This window comes from Vibrio fortis (genome assembly GCF_024347475.1).
In the GTDB taxonomy this organism is placed as follows: Bacteria; Pseudomonadota; Gammaproteobacteria; order Enterobacterales; family Vibrionaceae; genus Vibrio; species Vibrio fortis.
Map to the genome: position 1 here is coordinate 1,480,373 of NZ_AP025488.1, position 19,080 is coordinate 1,499,452.

General features: G+C 43.8%; 19 protein-coding genes. 9 read left to right on the forward strand and 10 right to left on the reverse strand.

The window, feature by feature from the left end:
- Positions 1-43: 43 nt before the first annotated feature.
- The 3 genes from OCV50_RS21000 (at position 44) to OCV50_RS21010 (ending at position 2,266) form a co-directional block, all read left to right on the forward strand.
- On the forward strand, positions 44-907 hold the full coding sequence (locus tag OCV50_RS21000) for a hypothetical protein (protein WP_261904542.1): 864 nt from the start codon (positions 44-46) through the stop codon (positions 905-907).
- Positions 907-1,617: a hypothetical protein gene (locus tag OCV50_RS21005; RefSeq protein ID WP_261904543.1), complete on the forward strand. Its 711-nt coding sequence runs from the start codon at positions 907-909 to the stop codon at positions 1,615-1,617. Before OCV50_RS21000 ends, OCV50_RS21005 begins: the two co-directional genes overlap by 1 nt.
- 196 nt (positions 1,618-1,813) lie before the next feature.
- Positions 1,814-2,266: a DUF4236 domain-containing protein gene (locus OCV50_RS21010; RefSeq protein ID WP_261904544.1), complete on the forward strand. Its 453-nt coding sequence runs from the start codon at positions 1,814-1,816 to the stop codon at positions 2,264-2,266.
- 94 nt (positions 2,267-2,360) lie between these two features.
- On the opposite strand, the gene tdh is transcribed toward OCV50_RS21010, so the two are convergent.
- Together tdh and OCV50_RS21020 are read right to left on the reverse strand one after the other, a co-directional pair.
- Positions 2,361-3,392 carry an L-threonine 3-dehydrogenase gene (gene tdh, locus OCV50_RS21015; protein WP_032550347.1) on the reverse strand — a complete coding sequence of 344 codons (1,032 nt, stop codon included), beginning with the start codon at positions 3,390-3,392 and terminating at the stop codon, positions 2,361-2,363.
- Between the two features lie 83 nt (positions 3,393-3,475).
- Positions 3,476-4,669, reverse strand: coding sequence for a glycine C-acetyltransferase (locus tag OCV50_RS21020; protein WP_032550346.1), 1,194 nt, complete (start codon positions 4,667-4,669; stop codon positions 3,476-3,478).
- 357 nt (positions 4,670-5,026) lie between these two features.
- Between OCV50_RS21020 and OCV50_RS21025 the strand changes: the two genes are divergently transcribed.
- Positions 5,027-5,776 (forward strand): EAL domain-containing protein, encoded by a 750-nt coding sequence (locus tag OCV50_RS21025; RefSeq protein ID WP_261904545.1) that lies wholly within the window; start codon positions 5,027-5,029, stop codon positions 5,774-5,776.
- 13 nt (positions 5,777-5,789) lie between these two features.
- Here the strand turns inward: OCV50_RS21025 and OCV50_RS21030 are convergent, their stop codons facing one another.
- Together OCV50_RS21030 and OCV50_RS21035 are read right to left on the reverse strand one after the other, a co-directional pair.
- Entirely contained in the window at positions 5,790-6,602 is an 813-nt protein-coding gene (locus tag OCV50_RS21030; RefSeq protein WP_261904546.1) for a helix-turn-helix transcriptional regulator, read from the reverse strand.
- A 53-nt stretch (positions 6,603-6,655) separates the two neighbouring features.
- Entirely contained in the window at positions 6,656-7,900 is a 1,245-nt protein-coding gene (locus tag OCV50_RS21035; protein WP_261904547.1) for an MDR family MFS transporter, read from the reverse strand.
- Between the two features lie 240 nt (positions 7,901-8,140).
- Between OCV50_RS21035 and OCV50_RS21040 the strand changes: the two genes are divergently transcribed.
- Together OCV50_RS21040 and gloA2 are read left to right on the forward strand one after the other, a co-directional pair.
- The gene (locus OCV50_RS21040; RefSeq protein ID WP_261904548.1) at positions 8,141-9,073 is read left to right on the forward strand and encodes a LysR family transcriptional regulator; all 933 of its coding nucleotides are present in this window, start codon (positions 8,141-8,143) and stop codon (positions 9,071-9,073) included.
- Positions 9,073-9,456: an SMU1112c/YaeR family gloxylase I-like metalloprotein gene (gene gloA2, locus OCV50_RS21045; protein WP_261904549.1), complete on the forward strand. Its 384-nt coding sequence runs from the start codon at positions 9,073-9,075 to the stop codon at positions 9,454-9,456. Before OCV50_RS21040 ends, gloA2 begins: the two co-directional genes overlap by 1 nt.
- 99 nt (positions 9,457-9,555) lie before the next feature.
- On the opposite strand, the gene OCV50_RS21050 is transcribed toward gloA2, so the two are convergent.
- From OCV50_RS21050 to OCV50_RS21065, 4 genes are all read right to left on the reverse strand, one after another.
- Entirely contained in the window at positions 9,556-10,980 is a 1,425-nt protein-coding gene (locus tag OCV50_RS21050; protein ID WP_261904550.1) for a PepSY-associated TM helix domain-containing protein, read from the reverse strand.
- Between the two features lie 114 nt (positions 10,981-11,094).
- The gene (locus OCV50_RS21055) at positions 11,095-11,445 is read right to left on the reverse strand and encodes a hypothetical protein (protein WP_239840272.1); all 351 of its coding nucleotides are present in this window, start codon (positions 11,443-11,445) and stop codon (positions 11,095-11,097) included.
- Between the two features lie 233 nt (positions 11,446-11,678).
- Positions 11,679-12,074 carry a cytochrome b562 gene (locus OCV50_RS21060; RefSeq protein WP_261904551.1) on the reverse strand — a complete coding sequence of 132 codons (396 nt, stop codon included), beginning with the start codon at positions 12,072-12,074 and terminating at the stop codon, positions 11,679-11,681.
- A 131-nt stretch (positions 12,075-12,205) separates the two neighbouring features.
- Complete coding sequence (locus tag OCV50_RS21065) at positions 12,206-12,952, reverse strand: phosphatase (RefSeq protein WP_261904552.1); 747 nt, start codon at positions 12,950-12,952, stop codon at positions 12,206-12,208.
- Between the two features lie 158 nt (positions 12,953-13,110).
- Here OCV50_RS21065 and OCV50_RS21070 point away from each other — a divergent pair, with 158 nt between their 5' ends.
- On the forward strand, positions 13,111-16,014 hold the full coding sequence (locus tag OCV50_RS21070) for an HD domain-containing phosphohydrolase (protein ID WP_261904553.1): 2,904 nt from the start codon (positions 13,111-13,113) through the stop codon (positions 16,012-16,014).
- Here the strand turns inward: OCV50_RS21070 and OCV50_RS21075 are convergent.
- Positions 15,986-16,960 (reverse strand): DMT family transporter, encoded by a 975-nt coding sequence (locus OCV50_RS21075; protein WP_261904554.1) that lies wholly within the window; start codon positions 16,958-16,960, stop codon positions 15,986-15,988. The genes OCV50_RS21070 and OCV50_RS21075 overlap by 29 nt on opposite strands.
- 91 nt (positions 16,961-17,051) lie before the next feature.
- Here OCV50_RS21075 and OCV50_RS21080 point away from each other — a divergent pair, with 91 nt between their 5' ends.
- Together OCV50_RS21080 and OCV50_RS21085 are read left to right on the forward strand one after the other, a co-directional pair.
- Positions 17,052-17,975: a LysR substrate-binding domain-containing protein gene (locus OCV50_RS21080; RefSeq protein WP_261904555.1), complete on the forward strand. Its 924-nt coding sequence runs from the start codon at positions 17,052-17,054 to the stop codon at positions 17,973-17,975.
- A 158-nt stretch (positions 17,976-18,133) separates the two neighbouring features.
- A complete protein-coding gene (locus tag OCV50_RS21085) occupies positions 18,134-18,331 on the forward strand; it encodes a hypothetical protein (protein ID WP_261904556.1) in 198 nt (65 codons plus the stop codon).
- A 37-nt stretch (positions 18,332-18,368) separates the two neighbouring features.
- Here the strand turns inward: OCV50_RS21085 and OCV50_RS21090 are convergent, their stop codons facing one another.
- On the reverse strand, positions 18,369-18,989 hold the full coding sequence (locus tag OCV50_RS21090) for a Crp/Fnr family transcriptional regulator (protein ID WP_261904557.1): 621 nt from the start codon (positions 18,987-18,989) through the stop codon (positions 18,369-18,371).
- Positions 18,990-19,080 lie beyond the last annotated feature (91 nt).

Consider the following 19,080-nt stretch of genomic DNA (forward strand, 5'->3'; position numbering starts at 1 on the left):
GCGTACGATAAAATCAACCAAAACCCGGAACGTCGTACTATATATGAACGAAATCTCTCAAGCTCTTGATCAACCACATCGCAACAAGCCTTCAAGTATTTCAAAACAGGCCTATTCCATCCTAATTATTACACTCGTAGCTTTAGCTTGTTCGACAATATTGGACCACGCAGCTCATGATGCAGTAAACGAATCACTGAGCTCAGCGCTAATTACTTTCGGCAGTGCATCGCTATTGGATTCTGTCGTTTCAATGTTCAAGAGCTTTGAAGTGTCTGTGGGTGTTGCATCATTTGATTTAGGCCAAATGCTTAACTCGATCAGTGACATGTTGGATCTTTTCAAACATACAATGGCACTCGCTTTAGCATCACTAAGCCTTCAAAAGTTTTTACTTATCACGATGTCGAGTAAGCTGTTCAATACACTTGTGCTTCTCTCTGGTGTTGGGCTACTCGCGACTATTTGGACGGGTAAGCTTGCTCCTTTCAAAGTGAGAGCGACTAAAGTTTTCAAAACACTGCTGATTGTTCGATTCGCTGTGATTGCATCAGTTTCTCTATCTCTTGCCGCCGATCACCTTTTCATCAACGAATCTGTTAAAGAAAATGAAGCACAAGCGACCGAACTTTCTCAATCAATCTCAAAGAAAGTAGAAAGCATCGCTTCACTGCAAACTAATGTGGAACAAGAAGACAAAGGATTCATTGACGGTATGTCCGATAAGTGGGACTCAATGAAAGCGAGTGTCATGACTCCGAAGGACATCATCGTAAACATTATGGAATCGATCGATAATGCAATGGTCAAGTTTATCAACCTTATGATGTTGTTTGTCTTGAAAACCATCATCCTTCCAATTTTGTTCTTGCTTGCATTTAAAAAGTTCGTTGTCGAGGTCTTCTAATGAGTAAAGGGACCGATTTTCTCTACACTCTATTGTTTGGGTGCATTGCCATATTCTTTATCACTGTAGTGATGCCAATATTAGCAAGTATTGTTGGAACTATGTTTGCTATAAATGCCTTTACTTATAGTCTATTACCAAAAGCAGATTTACCTAGAACAAACAAAGGGCTGTTTGTTGTAACGGCGGATAACTATGCAAATTGGCATACAATGGCAAGAATAGAAACTTCAAACGCAGAGTCAGCGCTACTGAAAGGAGACTATGTCGTTCGAGTATTTCCGGAAGTAAATTCAAGCTGCCATAAAGTAAAAAACTGTCAAAACTATGAGTCAAAATTTGTAAAACTAAGTTACAAAGACGCTGCCGTATATTTTATCAAGAAAACCGACGATACCTTGTTCACCAACGCAGTCACAGTATTAAAATCACGAGTACAGGCACACAATGAAAGGCTGAAGGGAAATTTTGATCTAAACATTACCTTTGAAGCCCCCTACGAACTCGATCAACTTGAAGATCAATTAACGTTCTTAGAGGAAGTAGATACCTTCTCCGCCCCTAAAGATCAGGAAAAAATAGCTCACAACAATACGGTCAACTTTGCGAGGAACAACTGTAAAAACAACGGTATAGGTTGTAAAGCAAATGCAACCATAATCTATGACTATTCCGTTTTTGGCGGACCAGAGCTTTTGTTAGTGAGGTAATTCAATGATAATTATTTTTAATACAGTACCTTGGCTTTTTTTCTGTTTTTTATTTTTTACTCAGGTTCTAGGGTTTGAGCAAGTCAATCGACCACCAAATACACCTCTGGAATGGACAAACCTCATACTAGTCAGCTTGTTAGCGCTTATTCCCGTTTTCCGCTTTGTGCTCAGAAGAATTTTATAAGGTTTAGTCATGGGATTAAGATTTCGCAAACGCGTAAAAGTAGCGCCAGGACTCACCTTCAACTTAAGTTGGTCCGAAAAGAAGGGGGTTACGACAAGCTCAACCGTGGGCGTTCCGGGAGCAAATATTAATGTTGGAACCAAGAAAAATGGATCTCTTGGGGTTAAGCGTGGCACCTTAGGAATTCCAGGTAGCGGGCTGTCATATCATGAAAATCTAGATGACTCAGTGTCAAAAAGAAGCTCATCTCAAAAAAACGATAGCTCTGGCGGTTCAGAGAATGAAGCTAATCTCCTATCCACCAACGAAAAAGGTGAGCTTGAAAGCTGCGAGTATTCACAGGAAAACCAAAAAGAACATAATTGTGATGTGACAATCCTAGATTGTTTCGCCTATAGCAAGACGATTAATTGGATCATTAACCTCATCATCTTAGGCAGCTTGTTATATCTAAATAATTGACGGGTATATAAAAAGTTTAACTCTACTAGGGTTAATCTTATGGGTTAAATACAAAAAACGCTCCTTTTGGAGCGTTTTATTAATCAGCGAAAGCTTATTCCCAATCTAGGATTACTTTACCAGACATACCAGAGCGCATCATGTCGAAGCCTGCTTGGAAGTCGTCCACTTTGTAGTGGTGAGTAATGATTGGTGTTAGATCTAGGCCAGATTGAATCAAGCTTGCCATCTTGTACCAAGTTTCGAACATCTCGCGACCGTAGATACCTTTGATTACCAAGCCCTTAAAGATTACTTGGTTCCAGTCTACTGCCATGTCTGATGGTGGAATACCTAGTAGAGAGATCTTACCGCCGTGGTTCATGTTAGTTAGCATGCTGTTGAACGCAGATGGTACACCAGACATTTCAAGACCTACGTCGAAGCCTTCTGTCATGCCTAGATCAGCCATAACATCTTCAAGCTTCTCTTCCATCACGTTTACAGCGCGTGTTACGCCCATCTTCTTAGCAAGGTCTAGGCGGTATTCGTTTACGTCAGTGATAACAACGTGACGCGCACCTACGTGCTTAGCAACCGCAGCCGCCATGATACCGATTGGACCAGCACCAGTGATTAGTACGTCTTCGCCTACTAGGTCGAAAGAAAGCGCTGTGTGTACTGCGTTACCAAACGGGTCGAAGATAGACGCTAGATCGTCAGAGATCTCTGCAGGGATCTTAAATGCGTTGAACGCAGGAATCACAAGGTATTCAGAGAATGCACCAGTGCGGTTAACACCAACACCTGTTGTGTTGCGACAAAGGTGAGTACGGCCGCCACGACAGTTACGACAGTGACCACATGTGATGTGACCTTCGCCAGATACACGGTCGCCGATTTCAAAACCACGAACTTCTTGGCCGATGCCAACAACTTCACCTACGTACTCGTGACCCACAACCATAGGTACTGGAATTGTGTTTTGTGACCACTCATCCCAGTTGTAGATGTGTACGTCTGTACCACAGATTGCGGTTTTCTTAATACGGATAAGAAGATCATTATGACCCATTTCAGGTTTCTCAACCTCGGTCATCCAAATGCCTTCTTCAGGCTTAAGCTTAGAAAGTGCTTTAATTTTCATAATGTTACCTAGTTCATCTCGCCTAACTATAAGGCGAGAATCAAAAATATTGCGTTATCTATATTCTGAGTAAAGCGTCAGAATTAGATGATTTCCATCTCTTTACCCACTTCGATGAATGCATCGATAGCGCGGTCTAGTTGCTCACGAGAGTGTGCAGCAGACATTTGAGTACGGATACGTGCTTGGCCTTTTGGTACTACTGGGAAAGAGAAACCTACAACGTAGATCCCTTTCTCTAGAGCGCGCTCTGCGAATTCAGCCGCTACTTTTGCATCGCCTAGCATGATTGGAATGATTGCGTGATCAGCACCACCCATAGTGAAACCAGCGTCTTCCATGCGAGTACGGAAGTGTGCAGCGTTTTCCCATAGACGGTCGCGAAGCTCACCGCTCTCTTTAAGTAGGTCAAGGACGCGGATAGATGCGTTAACGATCGCTGGAGCAACTGAGTTAGAGAATAGGTATGGACGAGAACGCTGACGTAGCCAGTCGATCACTTCTTTCTTACCAGATGTGTAACCGCCTGAAGCGCCGCCCATTGCTTTACCTAGCGTACCTGTGATGATGTCGATACGGTCAACAACGTTGTGGAACTCGTGAGTACCCGCGCCGTTTTCGCCCATGAAGCCCACAGCGTGAGAATCATCAACCATTACTAGTGCGCCGTATTTATCTGCTAGGTCACAGATAGCTGGGAGGTTTGCTACTACGCCGTCCATAGAGAATACGCCGTCAGTAACGATTAGCGTGTGACGAGCACCTGCTTCTTTAGCAGCGATAAGTTGTTGCTCTAGCTCTTCCATGTTGTTGTTCGCGTAACGGAAGCGCATTGCTTTACATAGACGAACACCATCGATGATTGAAGCGTGGTTTAGAGCATCAGAGATGATTGCATCTTCTTTGCCTAGGATAGTTTCGAAAAGACCTGCGTTCGCATCGAAACAAGATGTGTAAAGAATCGTGTCTTCTTTACCAAGGAATGTAGACAGTTTGTCTTCTAGCTCTTTGTGGATGTCTTGAGTACCACAGATGAAACGTACAGACGCCATACCAAAGCCGTGTTGATCCATACCCGCTTTACCAGCTTCGATAAGTTCAGGGTGGTTAGCTAGACCTAAGTAGTTGTTTGCACAGAAGTTAAGCACTTCTTCGCCTGTTGAAATTTTAACAGCCGCTTGCTGCTGAGAAGTGATTACACGCTCAGACTTGTAAAGACCTTCAGCCTTTACTTCTTCAATTTGTTTTTCAATCTGTTGGTAGAATGCAGAAGACATTGTCTAATTCCTTCCTAGTTATTATTCACAGCGTGCTGGCTGCTTATTTATAGGGGGAGTATAAACGGTGACGTGAGCGCCATTTACACTGTAAAACTTATGCCTACATTCTAGTAGAACATCTCGATTTCGATTATCCCTCTAGTTGGAAAAACATTAATGAACCTGAGGCACGAATCAAATACCTTAACTATGAAGGCAGTCACAATTCACTGTCCAACCTGATTAGAAAAAGAACTCACAAACACTAATAGTTCGATTTATGTCGAATTAAAAAATTTTCCCGCAAAACGATATAGTGACTAAACGCATATCCCCCCACAATGCGCCTCCTTTAATGAATGAGCGCACTGACCAATGAACTTATCTGACCAATTGATCAAGGAAGCTTTCGCCAATGAGTGGCACACATGCTTTTACCAACCAAAAGTAAAAACGGACTCTAGCGTCGGCTGTGACAATACGGATGTGATTGGAGTAGAAGCGCTTTTCCGACTGGATATCCCTGAACACGGTATCTTCGCACCCGGAACATTCATTGACCGTGCGTTTGCACTTGGCTATGAAGAAACCATCTTCTTTAACGTCTTAGAGCAAGCGCTCACAGAAATACGCGCCGTTTCTCCGTCTTTAAACTTGGCGGTAAACATCAGTAAACAAGTGTTGGCCAACCCAGATAATGTGGCGAGAGTCAGAGAAATGCTTTGGAACAGCTCTTTTCCCGCTAAGCAACTAACATTTGAGCTAAGTGAAAATGATGAGCTCAGCTCTTTGTTAGCGCGTCAGATGGAGAGCTACAAAGCACTTGGTATTAAATTTAGTGTCGATGATTTTGGTATCGGCTATTCAGATATCGATAAGATTCAAAAACTTAGTATTGATGAGGTTAAATTCGATCGCTCTTTGATTAACAAACCTGTAAGCGAAGCATCACAGCTGATCGAAACGGTGATTGAATACTGCCGAAATAGAGGGATTTCGACAGTGGCAGAGGGTGTAGAAGACCACACCACTCGAAACCGAGTTCAACAACTGGGATTTGATAGCTACCAAGGCTTTTTATACAGCCAACCAGTTGCTCTACCCGACCTGATGCTTCTAATGTAGGAGCAGGTAAGAGTTAAGTGAGTACAAACTCGACGCTTCTCTTTTTCTGTTTAAGATCTTGATATCTTAAATATTTGAAATAAACATCGTGCTTGTTTTGAATGGTTTGCGAAAACGGGTTACTCACTACTTTGGTGATCTCAGCCTTGAAGAACACCATGCCCATTTTAGTGGTGTAAGGTTCAAAATAGAGGTCATAGAGAAACTGGCACATTGCCGGGTCTATCGTTGGGAATCGAAACTCGGTACCTTTAAAGCGATTAGCGAGATCATCGAAGATTTTGCGTCGGATAGTGACACTGACCGCAGCCAAACTACATAACATTTTAGAAGCACCATCATAGATAACATGCCCAATAATGACACCGTTATATAGGAAACAGAGTGCTTTCATGTTGGCAAGTTCAATCCCAAGCTGACTCGAAACCTTGATAAAGTCTTGCCCGTACAGCTTTTGATGCATGTTCTTAATCGAGCTCAAACGCTCGTCAGACAACGCGCTGACGTCTGTCGATTCTACGCTAGTGATGTGATAGTCGTAACCAATATCAATATTAAAACGCGTATCCATCAGCTTAGAGGCACCTTTCACATGCACCATCTCATCTACCGAGAATTCATACTCTCGCTGAAAAAAACTGGCGATACCCAAACGACGAACGAAGCTTGGGAGTGTTTTACCTCGCTCCCACTGGCTAACCATCACTTGGTTAATCCCTGAAAAGGCTCGATGAGACGTCGATAAAATGTCAGCCAGCTCTTCTTGTGAAAGTGCTTTATCTTCACGCAGGCGCTTTAACTCTTGTGCAAAATTCGATTTATCCATAGCTCACGTTGCCTTAGTTATTATCTGTCGCTTAACACCCAAGGCTGCGCTCGTTAGCTCTGGGTAATCGGCTCTCTGTCGACACTGTCTTCTGTATGCTCTGCCAACCAGTACAACCAGATCATCACCAAACATAGAATGAAACAGAGCACAAATAGCCAGTAGGCGCTCAACATCTCTATCACTACACCACCAAGTAGAGGCGCAATAGCAAAGCCAAGAGAATAAAGCGCAGCCGCGCCAAAATAGGAACCTCTTAGATGTGGCGGTGCCATTCTATCGATTTGTACATTAAGGGTTGGGAAAGCAATCACTTCCCCTAAACTTAATATAAAACAAGCAATTCCCCAACCTAATGGCCAATCATTGGGTGTAAAAAGAAAACCAATTTGCGCAATCGCCATCAAAATCATACCAATGCGAGTTCTCACAAACAGCGGCACGTGCTCTAACCATTTCAGCATCGGAAATTGGAAAACTATAATGGTTAGGGTGTTGACTAACACCAACCCAGCAATGAGCTGTGCCGCATCAGTAATTGAAGAGCGCACAATGACTTGAGGAATCGATGACTCTACCTGCGCGTAGACAAACATCATGATAAAGTTGGCGACCATCAACTTAACGAAAATATTGTCTTTACGAATCACATTAAGCGTCGCAGCAAAATTAGGCAGTTGGGATGGGTCTGGCTTGGTGAAAGTGCCTTTACGCTCAATACCGAGCAACAGCCAAAAACCGTATACGACATAGGTCCCACCAGCGACAAAGAACAGGTTTTGTGGCTGAGAAAGAGCCAAAGTGATACCAATCAGTGGGCCTAGAGCACCACCCAAATTAAGTAAGAAATAACGAATATTGAGTGCTAATTCTCTGTCTTTCAAGTCACTGAGGTTATCACCTATCACCGCTTTAGCTGGCGCTTCGATCATCGGGCGCATCAAACCTGTCATCATGATCAGCACATAGAACTGCCACACTTCACTGGCCAATGCTATGCCGGTATAGGATACAGAGGCAATCCAACTACCCAGCACCATGACCCATTTACGCCCCAGCTTATCCGACAAGTAACCCGAGTAGAGCCCAGTTCCAGCTCCAACAACCGCAGATACCGCCAACATGGAGCCGACTTCAATCGCAGATGCACCATAATCTTCATAGAGAAAGACGATCAGAAAAGGCCATGCCATAAAGTAGCTTGTTCGGGCGAGTAACGTTCCAGTCAACACTGTCCATACTGAAAAGTTAAACCGTTTTATGCGCTGCTTTTGAAATAAGCTCTCCGATCTATCCATGAATACCGCTCCCTTAACCAACTGATTTAATTATGACTATTCAGCCAGTATATGTATTTGATTGAATAAATACATAGGCGAAAATTGTTTTTATAAAACACGGAATCTTCTGCTTAATTCGCCAGCATAATGTGACGCAAGCCACACAAAACACTGCGCTTAATATTGAATGGAGTTTGACGTATGATGCTGATTGTCGATTTCTAGAAATATCAGCCCACTGGCCGAGTACCCAACGTTATGATCAACCCAAAACTGATAGCCCTACTTCCTGATCTTGCCTCCTTTATTTTGGTGGTTAATGAGGGCAGCTTTACCGCCGCAGCCAAGCAGCTTGGTGTAACGCCATCAGCACTGAGTAAGCTCATCACCCGTTTGGAAAAAGCGCTGTCAGTGAAACTATTCGAGCGTACTACCCGAAGTCTGATCATTACGCAGGCAGGCCAGCTAGTGTACGACCAGAGCGTAGTGATGATTAATGCGGCACAACAGGCGGTTGAGCTATCAACGTCTGATCATACTGAGCCCTCTGGCTCTCTGATCGTGGCGGCTCCAGAAGCTTTTCTAAACTCTGTCTTGCAGCCCTTTGTTGTCCCTTTCCTTAACCAGTACCCAGAGATTCAACTCAAACTACGTGCTGCCGATGGAGACATCGATATTTTGCGTCAGGGGATTGATATCGCGTTTCGCCTTACCGATAAGCCCGATGAGAGCTTGGTACTGAAGGAGCTTGGCAAAACCAATCTAGTCTTGTGTGCAAGTCCAGATTATCTAGCGAATAAGGGAACGCCTTCACATCCCACAGATCTTAGCCAGCATGACTGTTTGTACCTTGCTGAGACAGACAAAGACCACATCTGGGATTTTCTCAAAGACGATGAATTCCACACGGTCTCAGTCAGTGGTCGCTACGCTGTAAACCACTCGCAAATGCGCTTAAAAGGGGTACAAGAAGGATTGGGAATCGGTATTTTCCACGACTTCGTGATTCAAGATGCTTTAGCTGAAGGGAGCGTAGTTCAAGTTCTCAATGATTGGACAATCAAAAGTAACTATCACGGTGCTATCGCAATGCAATTTGCTCAGACGAAATACATGCCAGCGCGTCTGCGTGTTTTCATTGACTACGCTATGGAGCATTTAAGCGACAAACTTGCAGGAGAGACAAGATAGTGCTGAAAGGAATCCACCATGCAGCAATCATCTGCTCCGATTATCAAGTCTCGAAACGCTTTTATACCGAGATTCTAAAACTGGAAATTGTTGCTGAAAACTATCGTGAAGCTCGTCAATCTTACAAGCTCGATTTAGCGCTACCCAATGGTGCTCAAATTGAACTATTTAGCTTCCCTAATGCACCAGAAAGACCAAGCTTTCCAGAAGCTCAAGGATTAAGACATTTAGCCTTGTGTGTCGATGATGTTCAACAAATGAAAGGCTACTTAGAAAGTAAAGGCGTGGAAGTCGAACCCATTCGAGTGGATGAGTTCACTGGTCGAGAGTTTACCTTTTTCGCAGACCCTGATGGGTTGCCACTGGAGCTTTATCAGGCGTAAAAACCATCGAATACATAGCATTAGTCGTTTAAATCAATATACCGCCTCTCGATGAGTAATACGCATCGAGGGGCGGCGTTCCATCTAGCTCAAAGTTATCTAGCTCAGCGCCATCTTCAATCTTTCAACGCGTGAGAACAATAGCCAGTCCAGTAGCATCGCGATGGCAATGGTCGCTCCGGCTAACGGGAACAGCACAGAGATTAAGACTACAGTCACCAAGCCCGCTTTCCAGATGCCTGAATCTTCAAACTTAGGTGGTACTCCTAACTTCCCTTTGCCAGTAGGGCGGCGCACCCACCACATGACTCCGCCAGTGATTGATACAACAATAAAGGCTAAGCAGAACAAAACGTTAAGGATTTTGTTCACCACGCTGATGTCCCCTTGGTGTAAAGAGATACCGACAGCCAGGGTTTTAGCCATCACATTGTAATCGTTCCATGTTACCTCACCGAGGATACGGCCTGAGTATTGGTCTAGATGGGTTGTTCTGTCTTTTCTCGGATCAACAATATCACCACCCATGGTATTAGCTGTGATGGTATAGACCCCTGTTTCAGAACGCGGAAAATTGACTCGATAGTAGGTGAAGCCCAATCTAGACGCGGTTTGAATGACTTCCTCAAGCGAAATGCTCTGTGCAGACACATCATGGTGACTATGCTCATCTGCCATTGTCGAATGGTCGTGCGATTCCGGTAGTGGCGTTTGCTCCAAGTTCCAAGGTAACTCCTCTTCGGAGCCATGATTTAAAGAAGCATGCGTTTTATCAGACAATGGTACATCATCCCACATTTGTGCAGGAAAGCTGCTCCAAGCCTGAACCATTTTCCCGCCCCAGAAACCAGCCCAAGCAAGACCAGATAGCAGGAACAGCAACAGAACCAGAGACAGAGTACCACCAAGATTCGCGTGTAAATCGCGCATCAAAATACGCGTTCCCGATGAGAAGCGAATCTTTAAGAATCCAGCTTTGGTTGCATTATCACGTGGCAGCCATAAATAGATACCTGAGACCAAAAGAAGGATAGAGAGACTGGTCGCCACTTCGATCAAATAGTCTCCCCAATCCCCTACTAGCAAGGTGCCGTGAATGTCATTGGCTAACTGATACCAACTCTCGCTGCGCGGGATCTCACCTACGACCTCACCCGAGAAAGGATCAACGGTAGCAAAAACCGAACGGCCATCAGATAGGTTGACCGAGAAACGATTCGGCAAGCTTTCCGACTTCGCGGTAATGAATTGAGTAACAGTCCCTTCGGGGTACAGAGCTTTAACCGCATTTAACTGTTCGCTAATCGATACTCTAGTGTCTGTTACGCCGCTTTGAACGATTAATGCTTCTGGATAAAGTGCGCTTTCTAGCTCGTCATCAAGTAGCATCACCAGCCCGGTTACACTGAGCATCAACATAAATGGGATAACGAACAGGCCTGCGTAGAAGTGCCATCGCCAAGTGAGAAAATAGAGGGTTTTACTTTGAGCCGGAGCGGCAGGTTGAGATGCAATTCTCGACATTGATATTTCCTTTTTGCACGCACCAAAACACCTTCTGAGGTCATCAGAAAGTGGGAAAAGGTGTGAGCAGATTAACTTTACTTATGTATGTTGTTTTATTTGTTGTTATTTAGGTTAGGAAATAGCTTGAGGCGGACCTCTAGGAGAGTGTCTCTTAAAAGCCTCGCTTAGAGCCAAAAAAGCGTAGCCGTCTGAGACAATCGAACTCAGTCGAGTTGTTAGTAGTGCAGTTGGAATTTCATCATGATGGAAGCTAGAAAAATGGCTGAAGGGACACGGTTTACCGTTGTGTGTTTGTGGCTCCCCTTCTTCAACTTGTACTAGCTCAAACCCATTTACGGTACAAAGCGTCGCCCACACGCCAGCGCTGTTACCATGAGCATTGATAACAGGCATCAGTGTAATGAGCGCCCAGCTTAAAGCGGTAGCCCATAACATGGAGTAATTGAACGACGTTTGACGCATCTAGTACGAATCTATAAATAGGGTTTATAAATTCCCAACATTATGAATCAGCTAAACAGTCGTTTAAACGGATTAATTAACATTATGTTAAAAACCTAAGCTAACGCACATTATTGATATCATTCACATAGTCAGTTTGTTCGAAATAAAAACGCCACACCAACAAAAGCCGGTGTGGCGTTTAGAATTCTCTATGTGCAATAGGATACTCTTAGGCTAGAGCATCGATAAGGTTAGCCGAATAGCTTGCTCCAGATACTCGGGTTACGCTTCTCGTGGTATTGCTCACGTAGGCCGTCGATCGTGCGTAGCTCCTGCTTCGCTTCTTCAAATTGACCTTGTTCTAGCTTCTGCTCAATTGAATCAATTGATGCTTGGATCTTAGAGAAACCTTCCATAAAGTTTTGCTCTTTCTCTGCAGGGTAAGAACCCGTTTTCAGCTCTGCAACCAAAGTGTCTAGACGTACCATTGGCTTTTGCATCTCTTCAATGCTTTGAGCTTCTGCAGCTTGTTTGAACGCAAGCTTCATTTCCTGCATGTTTTTCTTGAGATCTACGTTTGCAAACGCTGATGCCGACATCACCGAGGCCGCAATCAGGCCAGATAAAAGAATTGAGCGAGTTTTCATTGTTTCTCCAGTTGAAGACACACCTTTTTGTTTACGGTGCTTATGACTTTATTAGTGGTTGCTAGTTTATACAAAAATGCCGCACTCTCAAAAAAATGATTGTGACGAAATGCAAACCCGCCGACATTCTCTTAAACAAGATTTGAATATTCTGGGATTGCATTACGACCACGCAGTGCTAAAAAGCGCAGAAACTGGCTTGGCGAATGGGTAATGACTTTCTCTGATGGTATACCGACTTCATCAAGCAGTTGAGAAACGAGGTCTAAGCCCCCGACATCCGCACAGAAGTGTGCATCACTGCCAGTTGTGATGTATGCCCCTTTTGCCTTGGCAATTTTAGCAATTTCATAACAGCGCTCGACACTGCCTATGCGGCTATTGCCTTTCAGCGTGGTGTTATTAATCTCAATAGCCACATTATGCTCAACAGCGCAATCAATCACCGCCTCAAAATCAAAGTCAAAGTTTGGATTACCCAAATGCCCAAGCGCATCTGCGCGCCCTGCCTTGATTACGTTTATCAACGCCAATGTATGAGCGGCTTTGTCTGCAGGGCGAAAAACAGGTTCATGAAAGCTTGCGATAGCCCAATCGAGGTTTTTATCGACACTCGGGTGCACGTCAATCTCACCATCAGTATTCATGATATTGGATTCAACACCACGGATAATCGCCACACCTTCAATAAAACGAGGAAGAATGCGTTGGTTGCTGAAGAACCAGTAGTGAGGCGCACCCGGCATAGATTCTGAATGATCCGTCGTACAAAACATCGCAAGACCTCGCTCACTGGCCGCTTTGGCATTCTCAATTAAGGTGCTGTATGCGTGACCACTGGCGTAAGTATGGGTATGGGTATCAACTTGTAATTTCATCTGTGCGCTTTCACTCCGCTCTCTGCTCTGGATGCTTCAATCAGTCTATCAGCTCAAAATGACAATTAGCATACCGAGAATGCCTAAGTTGAGTCATTTTTTTGCAACCTTATCAGCTTCAACAATACTTAAACCAGTCACTTGATTGGTAAATAATAATGAGAAAAAAACGTTACCCCTTAAGCATACACATCACAACACTGTTTTTAATCATGACCAGCATTGTTGGAACTGTGCTGATTATGATGAGCTACAAGCACTCTCAACAACTGCTGTTAGGCACCATTGAAGAGGTCAGCCAGGAGCACAGCGATAAGCTTGAATTGGTGTTTAAGCAGTCAGTCGCCCCTGTGGTCACGGCTCTCAATGTATTAGCCGTTAGTCCCTTCATTAACGATGAAAGCACGCAGAACAAGTATCATGCTTGGTTGTCGTCATTAGACCTTATATTCCAACAAAGCCCGAGCCTCGTTGCACTATTCTACGGCTCTGAGAATGGTGACTTTAAGCTCTTCAGGCCCATTAAAACCAACAAACAGCGCCAGGAACACAGCGCACCCTCGAAAGCAACCATGATGGTCACGGAAACCTCGACCGATGGGCTAACACGAATCACTTTCCTTGATGGCGCGCATCAAGTCATCAGCCAACGAGAACAGGGGCAAGATCTTTTTGATCCAAGAACACGGCCTTGGTTTCTCAACGCTAAGAGAGACGGTTCGATTCAGCTATCAGAGCCTTACCAATTCTATTTTCTCAAAACTCCAGGGATTACGTTATCTCGCCGCTCTAGTGACCAGCAATATGTGTTAGGTGCAGATTTTACGCTCAACTCCCTATCTACTCAGATTGGCGATCTAGCTTTCTCTCCACAAAGCCGCTTGGCGCTGTTCGATCGTCATTTGAACCTACTTGGCCATCATCAACTCGACCTTGATGCCACTACTTCTATTACCAACTCCATGCGCATGAATTCACGAGAAGCCAACAATGCGCTTCAAGAGTCGGTTCTGGCTCCACTCTTACTCGGTAACAAAGCATCAAAGCAGAGTATTCAGAGTGTTGAGTACAACCTTAATGCTTGGGCTCTAACTTTGACACCGGTGCAGTTAACGGCCAACGTCACTCTATTTCTTGCGGAAGCGACACCTCATACCGACCTACTCTCGGATTTAATATCGATGAGGGATAGGCAAGTCACCGTTGCTGTTATTCTTCTGTTCATCTGTTTTGGGTTAGTGTGGCTTGTAGCCAATCGACTTTCTATGCCGCTTCAAAAACTGATGGAGTTAACTCACAACATCGCTCGCTTTGATTTTAAGCGCACTCACTACCCTAAGAGCATGATCAATGAAGTGGCCAACTTGGCACATTCCATTGAGCTTATGGAGCATACACTGCACGACCTAATTGCCCTACTGCGTGATACCGCAGGCAATCAGGACTTCTCGGTATTGGCTAAAACCATTGCTCACCAGAGCTACCTAATCACTAAAGCGGAAACCATCTTGTTGTATGCCTATGACAACAAACAAAAGCAGTTTGAGATTGCCGCCAACCACGCCATCATCCCATTTAAAGCCGATCTCAACGAATTTGTTAAAGATACACCTTGGTTACTCGCAAAATTGAAAATGGGAGAAGTGGTTCATTTAGACAGAAGTGAAAATGCACTGAACCAATACCACGATACGATTTTCAATTCAGATCTGTACTTCTTTCCGCTTCTTAACAGGGAGAAGCAACTCGTCGGAATTGTGATTATTGGCTATGAACGTGCGATATCAAAAATGCAATCGGACAAACACGCTTTTCTACGCGAACTGTTGAGTTTTGCCGAAATCGCCAAAGACAACATCGATCAAATGCAGCAGCAAAAAGAGATGCTCAACGCCTTTATTGAGCTGATTGCGTCCGCTATTGATACCAAATCACCATACACAGGAGGGCACTGTCAGCGCGTTCCAGAACTCACGCAATGGCTGACCGAAGCAGCAGTTAAAGATGATCGCTACTATCCACTGTTTTCGCTAGACAAAAAGCAGTGGGAAGCATTGAGCTTGGCTTCTTGGTTGCATGACTGCGGTAAAGTAACAACGCCTGAGTACGTGGTCGATAAAGCCACCAAACTCGAAACCCTTTATGACCGCATTCACGAGATAAGAATGCGTTTTGAGCTTCTTAAACAACAAGCCGAAACGGACTATTGGAAAGCGATCGCCAATGGCTCACTGCAAGAAAAAGAACTCGAGAAACTGAAAAGTAAACATCAACAACTCGACGACGACTTTGCTTTTGTCGCTCAATGCAACATCGGTTCAGAGCGAATGGAAGAAGAGAATCAAGCTCGCCTTGATGAAATCGCCAAATATCAATGGAAGCGAACACTTAGCGATCAAATCGGTATCGCTTGGACAGAAAAGATACGCTTTGAAGAAGAATCAGAGCTACCTATCATGGAGCCTCTACTCGCAGACAAACCTCAGCATTGTGTGCCGTGGGAGAAAGGTTTAAGCCCACAAGATTTATGGCAAGAAGACTATGTACTCAAGCCTGGAGAGCTAAAATACAACCGTGGGGAGCTTTACAACCTTAAGGTGCGTAGCGGTACGTTAACTCCTGAAGAGCGCTTTATGATTAACGATCATATTATCCAGACCTCGGTGATGCTCAATAAGCTTCCCTACCCTGAACACCTTAAAGAGATACCGAAAATCGCCAGTTATCACCATGAACGAATCGATGGTAAAGGCTACCCATTTGGGTTGGATGATGACGAACTCTCTATCCAAGCCAAAGTGGTTGCGATTGCTGATGTGTTCGAGGCATTAACGTCCAGTGATCGCCCATATAAACATGGAAAAAACCTAGAAGAGTCTTTAAACATTATGACTCGTATGGCAACCACTGGGCATATCGACCCTAAGCTCTATTTACTGTTCTTAGAGAAAGACATTTACAAACGCTATGCCGATGCTTTTCTTGAGCCTGAGCAACACAGTGACGTTGATACACCACAGCATATAGAGAAAGTTAAGGCCTACATTCGCTCACTGTTTTAGGGCTTTCCGTGTCTAACTTGGTAGCAAGCTTGTTTTTTCGATGAGACAGAAAAGTGTTGACCATACTGGCAAGAATAATCAGCCCGATGCCAAATAGTTTTTGATTCGAGAATGTGTCATCAAACAACAGAGCTTGCCAAATCGCACTAAACAAGAGTGTGGTGAAAATCAATGGAGCCAATTGAGAGCCGCTGCTGACGAGTCGGTAAGCTTTGGCACGACAGATTTGTGTATTGATGGTAAACGCCGCAAATATTGCCAACATCAACCCAACCCAATAAAAACTCGATAGCGTATGCCCTTCACCCACATTAGTAATGAGCACCTGGTCGAGTACCACAATATCGATCACGCTGTAAATCATAATCGGTAAAGCCAATAGAGCGGCGATCAAGAAAGTCCAAGCGTTCATCTCTGCTGCTGACAATTCGCCTTTTGATGCTCGGTATAAACTCACTTGTGAACCAGAGTTAAAGAAACCAGCCATCAAGCCAATTAAGATCGCCGACTTAAAGTCAAACTCAGATAGATTCCCCGCCATCAGTACAACACCGGTAAACGTCATTCCTAAACAAACTAAAATCCTTGGGTTGAATTTCACACCAAATATTAATTTTTCTAACACTGGGATAAACAAAGGACCAGTGCTAAACAGAACAATACTCTCAACTAAGGTTAAGCTCTGTAGCGATGATAAAAAACAGAGCTGACAAGCTGTCATGCATAAAGCTCGAGACACAATAGGTTTGAGTAGCGTACGGCTCGGTTTACGCAATCGAACGAAAACTAAGATCGACAGTAAAATCAAACCAGGAAAGAAGAATCTAGAAAAAACGAGCAAGGTTACTGGCATGATTTCAGCGAGATATTTCGCGGCAAGCCCGCCGACTGACAGGCTAAATGTAGACACCACCATAAACAGGGTGGCCTTGGTAATATCAGACATAATTATCACCTCCTATGCGCTTTATTCTAGAAGGCTGACACAACAAAAAATAGCGAGTAATATTAACCAGAACTGTAAGGAAAACTTACTTATGAAGAAACTGGTTCCATTAAAGTCAATCTACGCTTTTGTCGCGGTCGCTGAGACAGGCAGCATGACCGAAGCCGCTAAGGCACTGTTTGTTAGCCACTCCGCCGTGAGCCAAGCGATCAAATCTTTAGAGCAGCAAGTCAATAAGCCCCTATTCCAACGTGTGGGGCGACGCGTGGTTCTTAATGCCGATGGTAAGCGCTACTATCGCAAAGTCGCTCCTGCTCTAGAACAAATAGTCGACGCGACCGATCAATTAGCCAATACACCGAAAGAGAACCGTTTGACCGTCAATATGGTCAACTCTCTAGCGCTGCATTGGTGGATACCTCGAGTTCCTATGTTGCAACAAGACTCACCTAGCTTAGATATCCGACTCTCGAACCGCATCGGTTACTTCGACCTCGATCAAGAGGGTGTCGACATTGCGTTGGTACATGGAAAGCCGAGAGAGTGGCAAAATTACTACTGTGAAAAGCTTGGTGATGACGAGTTAGTTCTAGTCGCAAGCCCAAATTTAGTCAGTGAACGGGGCTCACAATCCATGGAAGAGCTACTCAAGACCTACCCCGTCATTGGCGTTTTCAACCCGCGTAGAGAGCACGATTGGCAAGTGTGGTGTGATGCACATCAGCTACCTATGCCCTTTTTCAGCACCAACCTCTCCTTTGATGTCTCTATTCAGGCGGTACAAGCGGCGACACGCTCTCTTGGCATACTTGTCACCCATCGGCTGTTTGTTCGTGACGACATAAAACACGGAGCTTTGGTCGAAATTAGCAACCCCGTTTCGAATCCGCATCAAGACTATTATTTTGTCTGTTCAGATAACAAACTCAAAAATGAAAGTGTGCTAAAACTAAGAGCATGGTTACGGGCGCAATTTGCTTCTAATTACACAAGCAAACGAATTGCAAAGCCCTGACTTATCCACAAGTGGAACTACATTTTCCCTCAATTAATATTTCATAAGAGGGAAATTCGTACTATGGCGTATATATAGTTTTTCAATAGATACTGTTCTTCAAAGAACATAGTTTTTTTACTTATGTATATATAATTGAAAAAAAGTAGAGGTTAGCCATGAAAACAGAAAAATACTCCTATTTAGAAGTCGCCGCTAGTGTTTTAAACCTACCTAAATATCAGAAAATTAAGCTAATGAAAGAGTTAGAGTGTGATATCTATAAGGTGGAAACATCTAAGTTAGACCAAGAAGAGCTTGATTTGCTTTTGTCACTTTTCGGTGAAGAAGCATCAGACAGATTAAAAATAAAATAGATACGACAAGTAAATACAATTAAAACCAATCAAACAGCTATATAATAGTTTCTTTGTGATCTATTTTGACCATTGAAAGATTCATACTATCTACCTTGTCTGACAAAGCCCTCATATTAGATAGATATATTTTCCCCCTCTCCAAACTAATAAGTTCATCTAGTTCTAAGCATTTCAATACTTCATTTAATCTCGGACGTGACAAACCAACTATCAACCCTAGTTGGTGTTGAGATATTTGGATACAAGCAACAGAACCGCTGATTCTATTCTGACGATTTGAAAGTTCAACCAAGGTAAATATCACTCTAGATTCTTTGGTATACAATGAGGATAGATAAGATTTAAACCAAATCCGGTGTGCTATTTTGCAACACTCGAATAGCCAGTGAAATACACTAGGCTCCTCTTCAGAAAGGCTCAATATAAGCTTGTGAGGGAAAATGATCATCTCCAGTTCTTCAATTTCCTCGGAGAACACGAAGTGCGTTGTCTCTTCACCTATATTTAGAGCTCCTAACCAATCTCCTTTGCCAATAATTCCCCCCATTATTGACGTCTTCTCTAGTGTTGAAAAGAAAACAGCAGCAGCCCCCTTTATTATATAAACTACGCCCGGGACTTGACTATAACGACGAGTCAGCTCTAATTCAGACACACCTTTCTTATAGATACAGTTTGACAACAACTTTCTTATAGATACAGTTTGACAACAACTTTCTCTTAATTCGACTTGATAAATCACAAGG